The organism is Desulfovibrio desulfuricans DSM 642, assembly GCF_000420465.1.
GTDB lineage: Bacteria > Desulfobacterota > Desulfovibrionia > Desulfovibrionales > Desulfovibrionaceae > Desulfovibrio > Desulfovibrio desulfuricans.
Genome location: NZ_ATUZ01000015.1, coordinates 23,573 through 40,096 on the forward strand (window position 1 = coordinate 23,573; position 16,524 = coordinate 40,096).

The following is a 16,524-nucleotide window of genomic DNA, read 5'->3' on the forward strand; positions in this document are numbered from 1 at the left end:
ATGAATTTTGACGGAGTACGCATACTGGTTGTGGGTGATGTGATGCTTGATCATTACATTGCAGGCCAGGTCAAAAGGATTTCTCCCGAAGCCCCGGTGCCCGTGGTGTCTGCGGCAAAACGCTGGTCTGTGCCTGGCGGTGCTGCCAACGTGGCGCGCAACCTTGTGCGCCTGGGTGTTGACGTGGCTGTGGCTGGCGTAGTGGGGCAGGATGCCGCAGCCAGCGATCTGCGCGCGGCGCTTGCGGCTGAGGGAATCGCGGACGGTCTGGCCGTTTCGCCCAGCCGCCGCACTACCTGCAAAACGCGCGTTCTTGCGCAGGGGCAGCAACTGCTGCGCCTTGACGAGGAAGTAAGAGCTCCGCTCGGTGCAGAAGAAGCCGACGCTCTGAAAAATCAGGTCCTTTCCCTGTTGCCGGGGCGGCATGCGGTTATTCTTTCTGACTACGCCAAGGGCGTGTTGCTTGAATCGGCCAGCGGCTGCAATTTGTGCCAGATAATCATTGAAGAAGCCCGCCGCCTTGGCATCGCCGTGCTGGTTGATCCCAAGGGCAGCGACTGGCGGCGCTACGCCGGAGCGCACTGCGTTACTCCCAATGCCGGGGAATTTGACGCAGCCTGCGGGCTGGACGCTGGCGTAACGCTCAACAGGCCCCGCCGTGAGACCCTTGCCGGAGAACTGCGTTCACGCTACGGCATTGAACGCCTGCTCATAACGCGGGGGCCAAAGGGCATGGCCCTGTTCACTCCTGACGAAGCGCCTGTTTACTGCCGAGCCGCCGTGCGCGAAGTGGCCGATGTTTCCGGCGCAGGCGATACCGCCATTGCCACTCTGGCAGCATGCGTGGGCAAAGGCCTGCCCTGGGCCGAAAGCATGCACCTTGCCAATGCGGCGGCAGGGGTCGCCGTGGGCAAAATGGGCACTGCGCCCGTGTCTATTGCAGAACTTAACGAAGCGCTGCGTGAACAGGCCGACAATCCCAAGCTTTTTACCGTTCAGAGCCTTGTTGAAAAAATTGAAGAATGGCGCAGAAAAAATGAAACTGTGATTTTTACCAACGGTTGCTTTGACCTGCTGCATCCTGGCCACATTTCCCTTATCCGGCAGAGCGCCGCTCAGGGCGATCACCTGATTGTGGGGCTCAACAGCGATGCCTCTGTGCGCCGCCTCAAGGGGCCGACCCGTCCCATCCAGAACGAAAACAGCCGCGCCTTGCTGCTGGCTGCTTTGTCAGACGTGGACGCCATTGTGCTTTTTGACGAAGATACCCCGTTTGAACTCATCTCGGCCCTGCGGCCTGACGTGCTCGTGAAAGGCAGCGACTATACCATCGACAATGTGGTTGGGGCCGATGTTGTGCAGCAGGGGGGCGGCAGGGTCTATCTTGCCCGCCTGGTAGACGGTTGCAGCACTACGGGCATAGTGCGCAAAATCGATAACCAGCGGGATGTCACCTAGACCAGCAGCCGGAGTTTTCAGCCGTACATGCAACGCATTTTCGCAGCAGATATAGGTGGAACCAACGCAAGATTTGCCCTGTTCACAGTGTATGAGGGCAATCTCACGCTTATGTCTGCGGTGTGGGCAAAATCGGCTGATCTGGGCAATGCCCATGATGTGCTGCAAGCCATGCAGCAGCTCTTGCAATCTCCATTCTCTGCGGGTGATTCCCTCGTTATTGCCCTTGCCGGGCCTGTGAACGGCCTGCACGGCAAACTCACCAACGGGCAGCTGCGTGTAGACCTTGATGGCGTAGCGCAGCAGTACAACCTGGCCTGCTGCCTGCTGCTCAACGATTTCAGCGCGCAGGCTTTTGCCACGCTGACGCCCTGCGGCGCTGCTGCCGCACTGGTGCGCAGCAACACCCGATCCATTGACGAATCCAGAGAGACCCGGGCCGTGCTTGGCGCTGGCACTGGCCTTGGCGCAGCCATGCTGGTGCGCTCGGGCGACCCGGATCCTGCCGGAAGCTGGCTGGCCGTGCCTTCGGAGGCAGGGCATACCGCCTTTGCCTTTGTGGGGCCGGAAGAGCAGGCCTATCAGGCCTTTTTGGCCCGCGAACTGGGCCGCGATTATCCCACGGCGGAAAATGTGCTTTCCGGTGAAGGCCTTTCCGTGCTGCACTACTATCTTTCCGGCCAGTTTTTTTATCCCCCTGCCGTGGGCGCCGAGGCCCTGTCGCACGAAACGCCCACGCTATTGTGGTATGCCAGATTTTGGGGCCGTTTTTGCCGTCAGTGGATACTGACCACGCTCTGCCGTGGCGGATTGTGGATTGCTGGCGGCATTGCCGCCAAAAATCCCCTGTGCCTGACGCATCCGGCCTTTATGCAAGAGCTTGGTCTGGTGCCCGATATCGGCGGCATTGCGGCCTCTGCTCCCATTTATCTTGTCACCGATGGCAACAGCGGCCTGTGGGGCGCGGCGTGCGCGGCTGTGGAGCATTTGTCCTGCTGCGTCCCCCGTGCTGAAAAAAGCGGCTAGGCAATCACGGCCCTGCGGACTGATGCAATTTGGGGTTACGCCTTGACGCTTTTCTGAAAGTTATTTATTTACCCGCACTGCGATGGTATGTTTTTTATGCGCCTTGTGGCGCGTATGCGCTCTAGCTGGACTGGAGCCGCCGCAAGGCATTTTTTTTCTGCATGGGAACCATATTTCCGATAAGCAGCCATTGCGCACTGTTTTTCGCCAGGCAAAAGTCTTAGTCTTTTGGTTGAGTTTGGGCTTGACAGTATCCCGCGATAACAGTAATTTTTAGCAACACTGGAGGCTGGCATGGCTCAAACACAAACACGAATGACCCGGCAGCGGGCAGTTATTTTGGAAGAACTGCGCAAGCTCAAGAGCCATCCAACTGCGGATGAGCTGTACAGCATCGTGCGCGAGCGTTTGCCCCGAATAAGCCTGGGTACTGTGTACCGGAATCTGGATTTTCTGGCAGACAGCGGCGAGATCCGCCGTCTGGAAGCTGCCGGATCAACCAAACGTTTTGACGGTGATATTTCAAACCATCAGCATGTTCGCTGCATTTATTGCGGCCGGGTTGGCGATGTTGAAGACGTCAAACAGGCCCCCACAGTTGAAGGCATGCAGGCAATGGGTTTTGCGAGCATTTTGAGTTCGCGGGTGGAATACGATGGCGTGTGCGAAACCTGCGCGAGATCGCTTGAAATAACCCAGTAACTATTGTCCGAATGTTTTTCCGTGTGCGCGGCGGCTGCTTGTGAGATTTTGCTATTCGTATTATGCAAATAGCATCTTGAACCTGTTATAACCAAGGAGCTTGCGTCATGGCTGAAAACAGGGAAAGCCGGAAGGCTAAAGTCATAGAAGTACTGAACAAGGCGCGCGCCATGGAGCTGTTCGCCATCCATCAGTATATGAACCAGCACTACAATCTGGACGATATGGATTATGGCGAGCTTGCTGCCAACATGAAGCTTATCGCCATTGACGAAATGCGACATGCCGAAAATTTTGCCGAACGCATCAAGGAACTGGGCGGTGAGCCCACTACCCAGAAGGACGGCAAGATTGTCACCGGGCAGGAAGTGACCGCTATCTATGAGGCTGACGCCAATCAGGAAGAAGTCACCATCGAAGCTTACAGCGGTTTTCTTGCCATCTGTAAGGATGCGGGCGACATTGTTTCTGCCCGCCTCTTTGAACGTATCATTGACGAGGAACAGGCCCACCTGACCTATTACGACAATATTGACGGGCATATCAAAAAACTTGGCGACACCTACCTTGCCAAGATTGCCGGTACGCCTTCCACAACCGGCCCTGCCAGCAAGGGCTTTGTGACCGCAACGCCCGCAGCGGGCTAACAGGCGGGGCAAAAGATGGCTGAACCCAAGGATATGTGGCGTTGCCAGATGGTTAATTGCGGTTACGTTTACGACCCCGACCGGGGTGACAAACGCCACAAGATACCGGCTGGAACCCGTTTTGAAGATCTGCCAGAAGACTGGAAATGCCCTGTATGCGGGGCAACAAAAAAGAGCTTTCGCCCTTTGAGTGACGAAGGCTAAGCCAGGAACCCAACACCCTTGAGGTGAGTTTTGAAAAGGCCCGTGTCCTTGAGCTGTTATGGCAGAGAAGGAGACGGGCCTTATATTTTGCGCCTTGGAGGATCTTTTGAGCGCGGGTGGGTTTACATTCCCTGCATACATTCCCCGCGTACGAGCAGGCGAACCTGACCGCTCACCAGCATGTTGCCGCTGGCTTTGTCCCTGCGGATGCTGATTTCCGAGTCACGCCCCACAAAGCGCCCCTGCCGGAGAAGTATTTCCTGTGCGGGCGAAAATCTGTTGTGTTTGTAAAGGTAGGCCCCTACCGGCCCGGCGGCACTGCCCGTGGCCACGTCTTCCGCCAGACCAGCATTGTCCCATGTTCTGCCTTCCACGGCGTTGACGTCAAAAACATAGGCGAATTTTGCGCCGATCTGTGCAAGCCGCGATTCGTAATCCGCCACGAGAATGCGGGCTTGGTCCAGGCCTGAGGCAAGGGGCACCAGCAGATAGGGCAGCCCTGTGGAAACTACTTCCAGGGGGAATCCGGCGGCAACATTGTGCGGTGCCAGATTCAGCGGCCGCAAATAGTGTGCGTATTCTTCCGGCTCTGGCGCACAGGTGAATTCCGCTGGACCCTGATCCATACAGCAGTCATAAAAAGCACCCTGCATTGTGCAAAAAACAGAAACCTGCTTGCTGTTCAGGTTCAGCAGAACCGTGCGGGAGGCCTCCTGCAAAAATTCGCATTGCACAACCGCAGCAGCGCCCAGAACGGGATGCCCGGCAAAATCCAGTTCTTCCTCAACGGTAAAGATGCGCGCGTCAAAAACGGCATCGCTGCGCCGCACAAGGAAGATTGTTTCAAACTGCCTGAATTCCTGGGCAATCTGCTGCATGACAGATCGTTCCGGAAAGGCCTTTGCAATAAAGACAGTCAGACCGTTGCCGGTCATGGGCTCTTTGCAAAACACATCTGCGTGGTAATACTGCATGGATGATCTCCTTGTCGGATGGGCAGATGGCTGAGCATGCGCTCCGTGAAGTATTGATGATACCCACGCGGCAGCTTGTGATTGCCTGCCCCGACCGGAGGCTTTATGCAGGAAATAACGGGCGGGGCCACTAAATACGCGCCACGGGGGCGTACTGCCCTTCAACGGCGCGCAGCAGGTCATCCGGCTTGAGGCGCAGCTGAACGCCGCGCTGGCCTGCGCTCACAAAGATGGTTTCAAGCAGGATGGCGTTTTCGTCCACAAAAACCGGATAAGCCTTCTTGGCCCCAAGGGGGGAGCAGCCGCCGCGCATATAGCCGGTGAGGGGACGAACATCCTTGAGCGGAACCATTTCCACATGCTTGTTGCCAGATGCGGCGGCCAGCGCCTTGAGGTCAAGCTCCGCCGCAGCAGGGATGCAGGCCATGAGCACGCTGGTCTTGTCGCCCCTGGCTACCAGGGTTTTGAAAACGCAGGCAGGGTCAACGCCCAGATTGTGCGCCATGGTCACGGCTGACAGGTCATTTTCGTCCACGTCAGCAGTGTGCAGTTCGTAGGGAATGCCTAGGCCTTCAAGAATTCTGGCGGCATTGGTTTTGGAAACTTTTGCGGCAGACATGATTTGTCGGGGTGCTCAGTGCAGCTTAAGCCACTTGGCGAGTTTATTGCGCAGGGTTGCCATGCTGAAGGGCTTGGCTATGTGATCGTTCATACCCGCGTTGATGATTTCGGCGATGTTGTCAGGCAGGGTCGCGGCGGTGAGGGCAATGATGGGCAGGGCTTTTTGCTCGTCATTTCCCGGCAGCATGTTCCGCAGTTCGCGCGTGGCGGTCAGGCCGTCCATGACGGGCATGTTAACATCCATCAGCACAATATCATATGGGGTTTCCATGGCCATGCGCAGGGCTTCCTTGCCGTTGGGCGCAACATCGCATTCAAAGCCCAGTTGGCGCAGCATGGCGCGCAATACTTCCACGTTTATCTCGTTGTCTTCCGCCACAAGAATGCGGCATTCTACGGCCCCGTCCAGCGGCTCTGCCGTGGCGACGGCCTGCTCCTGCGGGCAATAGATATTGCGGGCAGGCGTACAGGGGATGCTCAGGTGGAAGGTGGAACCCTTGCCCAGCTCGCTCTCGCACCACAGCGCGCCGTGCATGAGCTCCGCAATGCGCTTGCAGATGCTCAGCCCAAGGCCTGTGCCGCCAAAGCGGCGGCTGATGCTCGCATTGGCCTGGGTATAGGGATCAAAAAGGTGCTGCTGGTATTCACGGCTGATGCCCATGCCCGTATCAGCAATCCTGAAGTGCAGGCTGTCTTTGCCGCCAGAAAGCTCGCGGTCAATTCGCAGGGTTATGCGCCCTTCGGCGGTGAATTTGACGGCATTGTTCATAAGGTTGAGCAAGACCTGCTTGAGGCGCAGGCTGTCGCCCCAGAGCTTCAGCGGCACATCGTCGCCAAGCTTGCATTCATACTCAAGCCCCTTCTGTTCAATGGGGAAGCGCAGCGAGGTGTGCACGAATTCAAGCACGTCTTCCAGCGGATAGTTGGCGTCTTCCAGCACCATCTTGTTGGCTTCGATTTTGGAAAGATCCAGAATGTCGTTGATGATGGCCAGCAGGTTCGTGGCGGAAGTGCGGATTTTTTGCAGATAGTTTTTCTGCTCGTCGCTGGGATTGGATTGCAGGGCCAGATGGGTGAGGCCGATGATGCCGTTCATGGGCGTGCGGATTTCATGGCTCATGTGCGCCAGAAATTCGCTTTTGGCCTGCGAGGCCACCACGGCATCCTGTTTTTCGTGCTGGGTTTGCAGCAGGTCAGTCACATCGCGTGAAATGCTGAGGCGAACCGTTTTGTCGTTGTCCCACTTGATGGCCTTGTCCACCACCGTATAGGTGCGCCTGGTGGTCTTGTTTTCATACGTCCACTGATATGGCTCGCTGGAGGCGGCAATAATGGCATTGGTGCAAAAGGGACAGGGCGTATCCCGCCCCATGAGCCTTTTATAGCAGATATTGGACAACGTGCCGTCTTTGCGCGGATATGTTTCTTCAACACTGTTGTTGACGAAAAGAATCTTGTACGTCTCCATATCCACAATGCAGACAGGATCAGTGAAGGCATCAAGAATGTCGTGCAGTTGCTTGTGCTTGCGCTGCAACTGCCCGTAAAGACGAAAATGCGTCAGCGTGATGGCAAGGATGCTGCCCAAAAGATGGCAAAGGCTGGAGTCCTCGATGGACCATTGCCCGCGATAGCGGTGCCGCAAAAGGCAGATGCCGCCAAAAAGCTGGCCATCATGGGCGATGGGCACGCAGATTGCCGATTTGATTCCACGGGAGAGAAGCAGGGCTTTTTGCGGGCCTTCGGGCATGGCCGAGGTATCGGCAACGCACAGGCTTTTGCCCTCTTCAAACAGGCTCAGCACCGGCGACATGTCGTTGAGCGTTGCCGCTGGCATGTCTGCCGTTGCACTGCGAATAGCCGACCGCCAGACTACAGGGGCAGACCACTGCTCATCGTCAAATTCCACAAGAGATACCTGCTCACAGTGCAAGGATTCGCCAATACTGGCCATGGCTGCTCTGAGAAAAGGCTCTTTGCTGACGTGCAGAAGGGCTGAACTTGATATTTCCAAGGCCAGCACCAGAGGATTGGCTAGATTGCCCTGATGCGGCTGTTGTGCGTCTGACATGTTTTGCTTCAACTGATGCTTTTGGTCTGAAAATTTAAAGATAGCCTATACGCGAATACTGCGAATTGTGTCAAGAAATGGCAAATTAGGTGAAAAACTCATGGAACTTGAGTGGATAGACAGTATCGGACTGTAGTAGTTACTGCCACAGCCTTGCAAGGTGCAGCGCAAGGGCCTGTTCATCCTTCTGATCCTGAGTGCGCATGCTTGCCAAAAAATCCTGGGCCTGGGCGCATAAAGATTCCAGCGACCCCTCGTTATCCACAACTGTGTTGCAGGCGGCCATTTTGCGGTCTTGCGTCCATTGCCAGCCCTCAATAGCTTCCAGCTTGTCCTGCGTCCAGCCACGATTAGCTTCTATGCGCTGTGCGCGCAGGGGCATGGCGCAGCGCACCCCGACAACGTGAGGTTCAGGCGAAAAGCTGTTTTGCCAGCCTGTTTCAAAATACAGAGGCACCTCGGCCACTGCCAGCGGCACACCCAGCGACTCCTGCTGTATCCAGAATGTTTCCAGCGCCTTGTGCGTCAGGCTGTGCACCATGTTTTCCACCTCACGTCGCAGCACGGGGTTGGCGCGCATGGCCTCAAGCAGTGCGGATTTATCCACGGCGCCTGCTGGAGTAAGCAGGGCGCTGCCGCCGATCTGCCCGATCCATTGGGCAGCCTCCCCTCGGGGGGCGTACAGGGCGGCAACCGTTGCATCGGCACTGAACACAGGCACAGTCATATCGGCCAGGCACTGGGAAAAGGCTGATTTGCCGCTGCCGGGATTGCCCGTTACCACCACGCGGCGCATGCGGCGGCAGCCCTGAAGCGCAGCCATGAGCATGTCGTCCGGCGGCGGGCAGGCAAAATTCATGGGAGCGCCCGTGGCCGGGTGGATAAAGCTGATGCGCCATGCGTGCAGCATCTGGCGCGGGGCGAGGGCCTGCACGGCTTTGGGCGCATAGAGCCTGTCGCCAAGCAGGGGATGCCCAATGTGGGTCATGTGCACACGTATCTGATGCGTGCGCCCGGTATGGATGCGCACGGCAAGCAAGGAGAAGCGCCTGTCGGGCGCTGTCCACAGGGTTTTCCATTCCGTATGGGCTGCGCGCCCGCCGCGCGATTCCGGCACAACGGCCATCTTGACCTTGGCCGTGGGGTGGCGGCCAATAGGTTCGCGGCATTCGCCCTCTGCGGGTGGCCTGCCGCTTACAAGGGCCAGATATTCCTTGTGTACTTCCCTCTGGGCAAAGGCCTCGCTGAGCACAAGGCGATCCTGTTCTGTCAGTGCCACCAGCAGGATGCCGCTCGTGTCTTTGTCCAGCCTATGCACTATACCTGGGCGCTGGCCTTCAATCCTGCCCAGTTGAGGAAAGCGACCCAGCAGCCGCTGCACCAGGGTTTGCTCCGGGCAGGAAGGGCAGGGGTGCACCGTAAGGCCCGCAGGCTTGTTGCACACCACCATGTGTTCGTCCTGCCAGAGCAGCTCGAGGTGCCCTTCCTCCGCCTGCAAGGTCGTGGAGGTCTCCGGCAGGCGCAACGTGATGGTCTGCCCGGCCCGCATTTTGGCATTCACGCGGGTTTCCGGCAGGCCGTCCACCATGCAGTGCCCGGCCTGAACGGCTTTTTGCAACGCTGCACGCGACATCTCGGAGGCAACCTGATGCAGCACGCGATCCAGTCGCTGGCCGGCATCATCGGCGGTTGTTGTATGGCGCAGTTCTGTCACTGAAGAGTATCCGCCGGGGTGCTCAACGTGCGGAGCCTGTCGGCAAACGTCGTTGTACGGTAAAGGTTTTTCAGCTCAGCGCCGGGGGTGATGGAGGTGACAACGGCCCTGCCGATAACAAAACGGCCATCAGTGTCGCTGCCCTCTACTGTGCGCACGCCCCATACATTGTGGAAAATGGCGGGGCGGCCATTATACTTGCCCACATACAGCATGATATGCCCACGCATGCCCACAAGACTGAGGAAGGGAACGCCGTTGCGCAGAATCTGTTCTTCTTTCTCCGCAGTTGTCATGCCTTCTAGCATGTTAATCGCGCCAGTGCGCGCCTGCGCCACGGAGTTGCGCGGCAGCCAGATGCCGAAGGGCGTAAACAGTTCGCGCGTGAGGGCAGAGCAATCCCTGTCGCCGAACATGCCGCCCCATCCGTAAGGCTGGCCGATCATGAAATTGCCCACCTTGGCCACGTTGCCAGGGGTCATGCGCATGGGCCACGGAACGGCGTCTGCTGTGGTAAGCGACACCGGGGCCAGTTGGGCCATGCCGTCCACACCGCGTATGGGCACAAGCAGTTCAATTGCGGCCTGCCCGCCGGAACCGGCGTCTGCGGGCGAGGAATATCCGCTACGCATGGGCAGCAATGCCCCGATATTGGCTAATATGGAACCTGTAGGCGTGACAAGGTTCACCCGGTCGCGCACCAGTGCCGCAAATGTGCTGTTGCGGTACATGTATTTGAATTCGGGGCTGACTGATGCCAGATCTTCGTCCGCCACCCAACCGCCAGCCACGGGGCATTCCACATAGTGCCAGCGGCCATCACGGCTTGTGTGCGCGATAAGCACCGGTGTGCCTACGGGCAACAGGGAATATTGAAAATAATCAAAGGGATTGGCCTTGGGATTTGGCGTGGGTTCGGGAAAACGCGCTTCATTGGTGGGCAGTTCGCGCAGGTTCGCGTTGTGCACGGTTATGGCCGCCTGGCTGCGCGAGGGGTAGGAGCCCAGAGCCGCGTTGGCGCTCATGGCATCCCATTCCGGCTGCGTCCAGCGCACATCGCCATTTTTGTAGCCGCGCGCCTTGTTGAACAGCACGGCCACATCACGCTTGCGGATGGAGGTCCTGGTCATTTCCCACGGGCCAAAGGTGATGCGCATAAATCTGGCCGCCTGATTGGCCTGCTCGGCAGGAGAAACAAGCAGTTTGTCTTCTCCTGCGGCCTTGGCGTACACATCCAGATTCTGCGGGTAGCGTCGGAGGTCTTCCAGCGTTCCCATCCACGTAGGCATGTCGCCGTCGCGCGTGGGAATAACCTTGCCGCCGCATGCGGCCAACAAGGCAAAACAGGCGATAAGCAGGGGAAGGTGAAGACGAGATTTCATGAGGGCTGCTCCTTCCTTCAGATTTGGGCCGCCGCCAGCGGCAACTCCATACCTAGCACCTTGAACGCAGGTACGGCAACGGCTGATTTTACCGCCCTGCATATGAACTGCTTGACAAATAAGGCTTGAGAGCCTTATTTAACTCCTCGTTGTCACCATCGTCTATCCGGTTAGGACGGCGGCCTCTCAAGCCGTTAAGACGGGTTCAAATCCCGTTGGTGACGCCAAATTCAAAGGCGCTTGCAGTTTATGACTGTAAGTGCCTTTTTTATTTACTTAATTTTGTTTTTTTTATGGAGGCTATGCTCTCGTCTTTGAGGCAGGGTCAACCACATAAGTGCAACGAAGTTGGTGCAGATTGGCACACGCGGGCGCTGTGGAGAAGATAAGAAAACAGGCTTACATCCCAGATTTATTGTATTTTTTTACGTTGGATTTTGGCCGAAAATTGAATGGTGTGCCAATCCGGCGCACTGGAAGTTCACCTGAAACTTGGGTGTAAGCTGCGGCAGGCTGTTGAATGACAAGGTTTTGCTTTCTAACACCGGAGAGCCGTTGCGTCAGGCAACGGGGGTGTTTTTTGCACTCACCAGTTTCAACGATTCGAGAAAATGGCGGGCAAAATCGGGGTACTTTTCGACCAACGTGGGTAGAACTGGCTTAAATTCTTCATCTTGTTCTCTGCTGGAATCATACATGAGGCAATCTGCAAACACACCGTTAACAAGATCGAGGAGAATTGATTTATATTTATTGTCAAAGTGTTTATTGATGATGTCGTAAACCTCAATTTCTTTCTGGCCTACAGTAGCCCTATGCTTTAGGCGATCCACTTCTGAAAGATAGTAAATGCCTTTTTTGTGTCTGCGATACACACTCATTATCTTATTGATAAAGCCGATCTTTCCCAATTCTGCATGCAGCAGATGCCAGTACCAGTCACCAGGGCAGCAATCGGGTCTGAACCACTCGGGCAGACCGTTCCGAAACCGCCAGCGGTACACAACAGAGTTGGTCTGGATAAGATTGCATTTGAGCAAGTCGCTTAAATAATAAAAAGGTTTGATACCGCGCGGCAGCTGCTCAACAGGCGGGTATATACGCTCCTGTTTTGAGTCGTCCTCATACACGACCTTGACAGGGTGAAAACATAGGGCGCAGTCCTTGTGCTGATCCAGAAAGTCCACCTGAATTTGTAGTTTCGCGGGGTCGGTAAAGTAATCGTCCCCATCGCACAGCGCCGCGTACTCGGTGCGGCACATGTCAAAAAGAGCCTGAACGTTTCTCCAGCCGGCCTTGTTTCTGTCCTTGCGAAATACGGGCACAATATGTGGGTATCGGGTCGCAAAGTCCAAAATGATTTTCTGCGTGCCATCGGTCGACCCGTCATCGGCAATGATATGCTGAACAGGAAAGCTGGTTTGCTGCGCTATAACGCTTTCAATGTTTTGGGCAATAAACTCTGCATGGTTGTACGCAAGCGTGAGCACTGACAGCCGTGGCTCTGGCGCTATGCTGATGCTGGAGGGCAAAGGTTCTGCTGTGGTGTCGCAAACATCGTGGAGGGCTTGCTGCACAAGGCGCTGGTCGTGCTGGAGGAAATGTGCAGGTATGGCGTCCAGTTCTGCCATGCGCGCCTGGGCGAAGTCCGTATCCAGATGCTGGGCTATGTTGAAAGCGGTTGCTGCATCAAGCCCTAAAAAAGGTTGCCAATCCGGCTCCGGCTCCGGCTCGTCAAAAAGGCGCTCCTGGCCCAGCAGCCGGGCTGCCTCCTGATTGTCCGTCCGCCGCTGCGCCAGCAGCTCCGTGCGGCGTTTTGGCCCAAGCATGCTATGAGGTGAAGCTGGATAGTCGTTGTTTATGAACCGGTGAAGCTGGGTGGGCCAATGGAAGACCGTATTGGGAGGCAGTGGAAGGGTGTTATCCACCAACGTTGTCTGGGCAAAACTGAGGACTTCGCGTGGGATAGTGGGAAAGCACAGAGGCTGATAACTGTTTACCCAAAGTGGATTTTTTATATCTATATGCAGTAAGGCTGCTACATCTTCAATTGTTATAATCGAGTTGTTTTTTTGATCAAAGGTGCGCAGCAAATATTTAATGAAATCGCTGAAATTGTTTTCGCAAAAAGTATTTCTTACGTTATAAAAGCGGTTAAATTCAAGATTACAAAGACGAAACGAAGTGTATGAATAGTAACGCTCAAATATTATATCATCGCGTTGTGATTTATCGAGAGCAATAATCAGCGTTGCGTCCGGAAAAACCTGTCTGCATGCCTGCACAAGATTGCGGAAGGCGTATACTCTTGGCCGGATAGAAAGAAGACCCAAGCATAGTGTATGGGCTTGGATGTCGGATGCTTCCTTTTCGATATTTCGTAGAGCTGCTGGCAGTCTGCTGTCTCCACGCTTTTCGCACAGTTCATTTATCTTGGTGATATATGCGGAGCTGTGTGCTGTTGAGCAAAAATCTTCAGCGTAAAAAAATCCTAATTCAGTCAATTTTTCATGAAATGTTTTGTTTACAAACGAGAAAAAAAACTGCTCATGAGTGCCTGAATAGAGAATTATTTTGTTTATCATACTGATTTGCATTGATTGTTAGTATAAAATGACTGGGTGTATGTTGGCATTGCTTCCAAAATATTCCCATATATTTCTTAGCATGGCGTCGTGATGCTGTGCTCGGGTGAATAAAATTATAGGTATGTTTTTATTTTGGGCTGCCGCAACTTGCGGCGGGATCACGGAAATGCCATCAACGCTTGGCGTTGTTTGTGCAAATTCTGGTGACAGAATCATGCCTTGAGGCCAGAGGCATGCAAAGCTCTGTTTGTAATATTCATAAGCTGCTCCAGCTCCACAAAACCAGACTTTCTCGCCAGAAATTTTCTTAGCCATGCGGAGGTAGCATTCCCGCAATGCTTTGTTTCTTTTGTCGTGTCTTGCTTTGAAGTACGTCAGAACCAGCGCCCCGGCATTGGTCTGAATATCGATTTTATGGAGGCCAGCCTTTTTACATAGCGCGATATGCTCTTGTATTGATCTTTTCCATCCCCATAATTGAACAGGTTTTTTTAGTAAAAAATGATTAACCAGGGTTTGGATTGTTGAAATAAACTGTTCAATGTGTCTGCGTATAGAAAAATAATAATGTTCATATGTTGAATGGATTATTATGATGCCGTCTTTATTTAGATAGTCGCCAAGGCTTTTTAAAAGATCTACCCATTGTGTATTTGACATGGAATAATCAACTTCAATAATATATATAATATCGAATTTGTCTTCTTTCCTAAGACATTCTGGAACAAACCCAATACGCAAGTTATTTTTCAAAAAATTCTTGTCTAAAAACGACGGTATTTCTTCAGATAATTCTGTGCAGTATAGTGTTATATTGGGCCGCTCTTGCAATAATCTGTGCTCAACATATCCATTTCCGCAAGAAATACTTAGAACTTTTTTTTCAGAATCTACGTCGATATTTTGGAGAATGTTATCAAGAGATTCCTCCTTAAACAACTTGTAGGTTTCACTAAGTTGATCTGGGGAAGTGTATCTTTTCTGAAATTCTTCATAAAAGGAGTTATAAAATAATTTATCAGCAATTTTAAAAAAAGAAAGTTTTGAAAACGCAAAAAAAGGAATATAGTGCCAGTGCCATTGATATGAACGCCTCATGACAACACCCTTTTCATAATCTGACTTGGAGTGATTGGTCGCTATGTATGCGTGCGCACCTGAACCAGAGCATTTCTATGCAATTACAATTCATACTGCTTAAATGTTGGATCCAGAAAGCAGGTTATGCCAGCGAGGCATGCCCGGAGTAGTGCAAAAAAAGTTGTTTGCTCTGGTTGGTTTTATTGTGTGCAGCGCTTGAACAAGTTCACTTGCATTTTTGACAGAAACTCTTTCCGCCACACCTTGTGTAATGCTCATGTCAAAATTGTTTTCAGGGACGCATTCTATAAGTGGCAATTCTCTATAGCAAGCGAGCAATCCCACAGAGGTTGCGCTGTCGGCCACAACAACCGTGCCTGGCGTCATGTGGCTTTCCATGGAGCCGGCAACCTGCCTTGGCGGAGTATCAAATAATTGGGCCAGCATGGCGTCCACAGGAAGGTATGGGTGCGGTTTGATAAGCACGTTGCCCAGCAGCGGGTGGTCTGACAGGCGCATGGCCTGCGCCAGAATGGTCAGTGTTCGCAGTGCTTCCTGTGCAAAGTAGGAAGTTGCGACAAGAATGCGCCTGAACTGCGTGCCATGCAGCGGCGGCATTGATGCGGATATGCCGATAAAGCGTGTTGCTTCCAGCATGCCAAGGCGGTGCTCGGGAAAGCCGCTCTTGTGCATGGCTTGATACGCGCCGTCGCTGTTGCAGAAAAATTTGTCAGGCATGCATTGGCAAAATTCGTTAATATCCCAGGTAGGTTGTGCAACAAAAAAACGAAAGTCCGCATCCCGGATGACGGAATGCTGGGCAGCGTAGATGCGCCTGCAGCCAAGGTTGCGTTGCTCTTGGAATAGCAGCCTTTCCCATGATTGCAGCTCAGATGAGGTTACTACAGTGTCCTGGGGGCCAACAAGGGCGCAATAGCGGCGTATGCCTTCCAGGGTGGAGCACATGCGCATCAGGTGCTCGCCCTGGGTGGATTCCTTCCAGATGCCGGCCAGCAGGGGATACACGTTGAGGCATGAATCGGGCCAGCGCATCGTTGCTGGCAAATACCGCAATAATCCCCGTGCATTCCAGGCAACACGCATGGCCCACAGCCATGCCCTTAAAGCTCCCCGCGGGGTGAGGCATTCTTCCAGAAAGGTCATATCGACATTGTCTGGTTCGTTCTGCAACAAGTTGTCGCGCAGGCGGATATTTTCCGGGGCCTTGCTCACAGGGTCGCCGTGAATGAAGAACCAGTGCACGGGCTTGCCGCATTCCGGGATGATATCGTGGACACTTTCCCAATATTTTGAATGAAAGCGCCCCTGTTTTGCTGCGTTTGCGTCTACATTGGGAAACCAGGTGCCGAGCAGCAGGCCGGAGCGCTTGGCAACTTTGGGTGCTCTGGGAAATAGTGAACGAACTTTGCGCCACCAGTGCCATGCGTGGCGAGTGATCTGGAATGCGTTTATTGCCCGGTTGGCTAATGCACTGCGGCGAAGGCGGGTCAGTATGTCCTGAAGGGGGGATGCGCCAGTTGTGGCGGTAGTGGCGGAATCTGTGCTGGAGGGTACGCAACGGCCTGCTTGATACGCGCCCGCGGGGTTTGCCTGCATTGGCGCAAAGTGTTCAAAGGGAATACGCTGGCTTTTGCAGAGTTCGCGCACTGTACGCGCAAGCTGCGTATTGTTTGTGTGCAGGCAAACAGAAGACGGTTGCATGCCGAGCAACAGATGTTCCAGCGCACGCAGCTTGAAAACTTCAAACAGGTTGGCCCCAAAGAATGCCGGATGCCGTTCAAAAATTCGCGTCAGCCACCAGAGGGAGAAACCGTCAGGCAGCCGTAGATAATCGCGCAATGGGCGGCCATTTATGGAATGCTCTCCAAAATTGTGCACAAAGCAAAGAAATTCCGCCCGTGTATCATGAAAATAGCGTTCTTGCAGGTCAAGAATACTGTCTATGGAATCATTTTCTGAAAAACGATCCCACAGAAGTATTTTCCCGCTACATTGGGGCGGCGGCATTGCGTCAACAATGTGCAAACATTCCATAT

General features: G+C 54.2%; 13 protein-coding genes and 1 tRNA gene. 6 read left to right on the top strand and 8 right to left on the bottom strand.

The genetic code is table 11. The annotated features are described in order from the left end of the window. The 5 genes from rfaE1 (at position 1) to G449_RS0109985 (ending at position 4,037) form a co-directional block, all read left to right on the top strand. Positions 1-1,458 carry a D-glycero-beta-D-manno-heptose-7-phosphate kinase gene (gene rfaE1, locus G449_RS0109965; RefSeq protein WP_022659165.1) on the top strand — a complete coding sequence of 486 codons (1,458 nt, stop codon included), beginning with the start codon at positions 1-3 and terminating at the stop codon, positions 1,456-1,458. A 27-nt stretch (positions 1,459-1,485) separates the two neighbouring features. Further along, a complete protein-coding gene (locus tag G449_RS16765; RefSeq protein ID WP_022659166.1) occupies positions 1,486-2,484 on the top strand; it encodes a glucokinase in 999 nt (332 codons plus the stop codon). A gap of 294 nt (positions 2,485-2,778) precedes the next feature. Then, complete coding sequence (locus G449_RS0109975; protein WP_022659167.1) at positions 2,779-3,186, top strand: Fur family transcriptional regulator; 408 nt, start codon at positions 2,779-2,781, stop codon at positions 3,184-3,186. Between the two features lie 107 nt (positions 3,187-3,293). Beyond that, the gene (locus G449_RS0109980) at positions 3,294-3,833 is read left to right on the top strand and encodes a bacterioferritin (RefSeq protein ID WP_022659168.1); all 540 of its coding nucleotides are present in this window, start codon (positions 3,294-3,296) and stop codon (positions 3,831-3,833) included. 15 nt (positions 3,834-3,848) lie between these two features. Continuing rightward, positions 3,849-4,037, top strand: coding sequence for a rubredoxin (locus G449_RS0109985; protein ID WP_022659169.1), 189 nt, complete (start codon positions 3,849-3,851; stop codon positions 4,035-4,037). 122 nt (positions 4,038-4,159) lie between these two features. On the opposite strand, the gene G449_RS0109990 is transcribed toward G449_RS0109985, so the two are convergent. The 5 genes from G449_RS0109990 to G449_RS0110010 form a co-directional block, all read right to left on the bottom strand. After that, a complete protein-coding gene (locus G449_RS0109990; RefSeq protein WP_027180892.1) occupies positions 4,160-5,011 on the bottom strand; it encodes a PhzF family phenazine biosynthesis protein in 852 nt (283 codons plus the stop codon). Between the two features lie 130 nt (positions 5,012-5,141). Next, positions 5,142-5,630, bottom strand: a complete 489-nt coding sequence (gene ybaK / locus G449_RS0109995; RefSeq protein WP_022659171.1) for a Cys-tRNA(Pro) deacylase — start codon at positions 5,628-5,630, stop codon at positions 5,142-5,144. Positions 5,631-5,645: 15 nt separating this feature from the next. Next, the gene (locus G449_RS0110000; protein ID WP_022659172.1) at positions 5,646-7,703 is read right to left on the bottom strand and encodes an ATP-binding protein; all 2,058 of its coding nucleotides are present in this window, start codon (positions 7,701-7,703) and stop codon (positions 5,646-5,648) included. 139 nt (positions 7,704-7,842) lie between these two features. Continuing rightward, positions 7,843-9,417 carry a dephospho-CoA kinase gene (coaE, locus tag G449_RS0110005; RefSeq protein WP_022659173.1) on the bottom strand — a complete coding sequence of 525 codons (1,575 nt, stop codon included), beginning with the start codon at positions 9,415-9,417 and terminating at the stop codon, positions 7,843-7,845. Further along, positions 9,414-10,799: an NlpC/P60 family N-terminal domain-containing protein gene (locus G449_RS0110010; RefSeq protein ID WP_022659174.1), complete on the bottom strand. Its 1,386-nt coding sequence runs from the start codon at positions 10,797-10,799 to the stop codon at positions 9,414-9,416. The genes coaE and G449_RS0110010 overlap by 4 nt, the downstream gene beginning before the upstream one ends. 151 nt (positions 10,800-10,950) lie before the next feature. Between G449_RS0110010 and G449_RS0110015 the strand changes: the two genes are divergently transcribed. Beyond that, positions 10,951-11,026: transfer RNA gene (locus G449_RS0110015), tRNA-Glu, on the top strand. 333 nt (positions 11,027-11,359) lie between these two features. Here G449_RS0110015 and G449_RS17815 read toward each other — a convergent pair. From G449_RS17815 to G449_RS0110030, 3 genes are all read right to left on the bottom strand, one after another. Next, positions 11,360-13,384 (bottom strand): glycosyltransferase, encoded by a 2,025-nt coding sequence (locus G449_RS17815; RefSeq protein ID WP_022659175.1) that lies wholly within the window; start codon positions 13,382-13,384, stop codon positions 11,360-11,362. A gap of 18 nt (positions 13,385-13,402) precedes the next feature. After that, positions 13,403-14,485 (bottom strand): methyltransferase domain-containing protein, encoded by a 1,083-nt coding sequence (locus tag G449_RS0110025; RefSeq protein ID WP_022659176.1) that lies wholly within the window; start codon positions 14,483-14,485, stop codon positions 13,403-13,405. Between the two features lie 99 nt (positions 14,486-14,584). After that, positions 14,585-16,522, bottom strand: a complete 1,938-nt coding sequence (locus tag G449_RS0110030) for a TIGR04326 family surface carbohydrate biosynthesis protein (RefSeq protein ID WP_022659177.1) — start codon at positions 16,520-16,522, stop codon at positions 14,585-14,587. Positions 16,523-16,524: the final 2 nt, after the last annotated feature.

What these genes read in the sequence shown, in the direction of transcription:
- G449_RS0110000 (WP_022659172.1), bottom strand. Translation starts at nt 7,703, where the DNA reads ATGTCAGACGCACAACAGCCGCATCAGGGCAATCTAGCCAATCCTCTG.
- G449_RS0109990 (WP_027180892.1), bottom strand. Translation starts at nt 5,011, where the DNA reads ATGCAGTATTACCACGCAGATGTGTTTTGCAAAGAGCCCATGACCGGC.
- G449_RS0110025 (WP_022659176.1), bottom strand. Translation starts at nt 14,485, where the DNA reads ATGAGGCGTTCATATCAATGGCACTGGCACTATATTCCTTTTTTTGCG.
- G449_RS17815 (WP_022659175.1), bottom strand. Translation starts at nt 13,384, where the DNA reads ATGATAAACAAAATAATTCTCTATTCAGGCACTCATGAGCAGTTTTTT.
- G449_RS16765 (WP_022659166.1), top strand. Translation starts at nt 1,486, where the DNA reads ATGCAACGCATTTTCGCAGCAGATATAGGTGGAACCAACGCAAGATTT.
- ybaK (WP_022659171.1), bottom strand. Translation starts at nt 5,630, where the DNA reads ATGTCTGCCGCAAAAGTTTCCAAAACCAATGCCGCCAGAATTCTTGAA.
- G449_RS0110010 (WP_022659174.1), bottom strand. Translation starts at nt 10,799, where the DNA reads ATGAAATCTCGTCTTCACCTTCCCCTGCTTATCGCCTGTTTTGCCTTG.
- G449_RS0109980 (WP_022659168.1), top strand. Translation starts at nt 3,294, where the DNA reads ATGGCTGAAAACAGGGAAAGCCGGAAGGCTAAAGTCATAGAAGTACTG.
- G449_RS0110030 (WP_022659177.1), bottom strand. Translation starts at nt 16,522, where the DNA reads ATGGAATGTTTGCACATTGTTGACGCAATGCCGCCGCCCCAATGTAGC.
- rfaE1 (WP_022659165.1), top strand. Translation starts at nt 1, where the DNA reads ATGAATTTTGACGGAGTACGCATACTGGTTGTGGGTGATGTGATGCTT.
- G449_RS0109975 (WP_022659167.1), top strand. Translation starts at nt 2,779, where the DNA reads ATGGCTCAAACACAAACACGAATGACCCGGCAGCGGGCAGTTATTTTG.
- G449_RS0109985 (WP_022659169.1), top strand. Translation starts at nt 3,849, where the DNA reads ATGGCTGAACCCAAGGATATGTGGCGTTGCCAGATGGTTAATTGCGGT.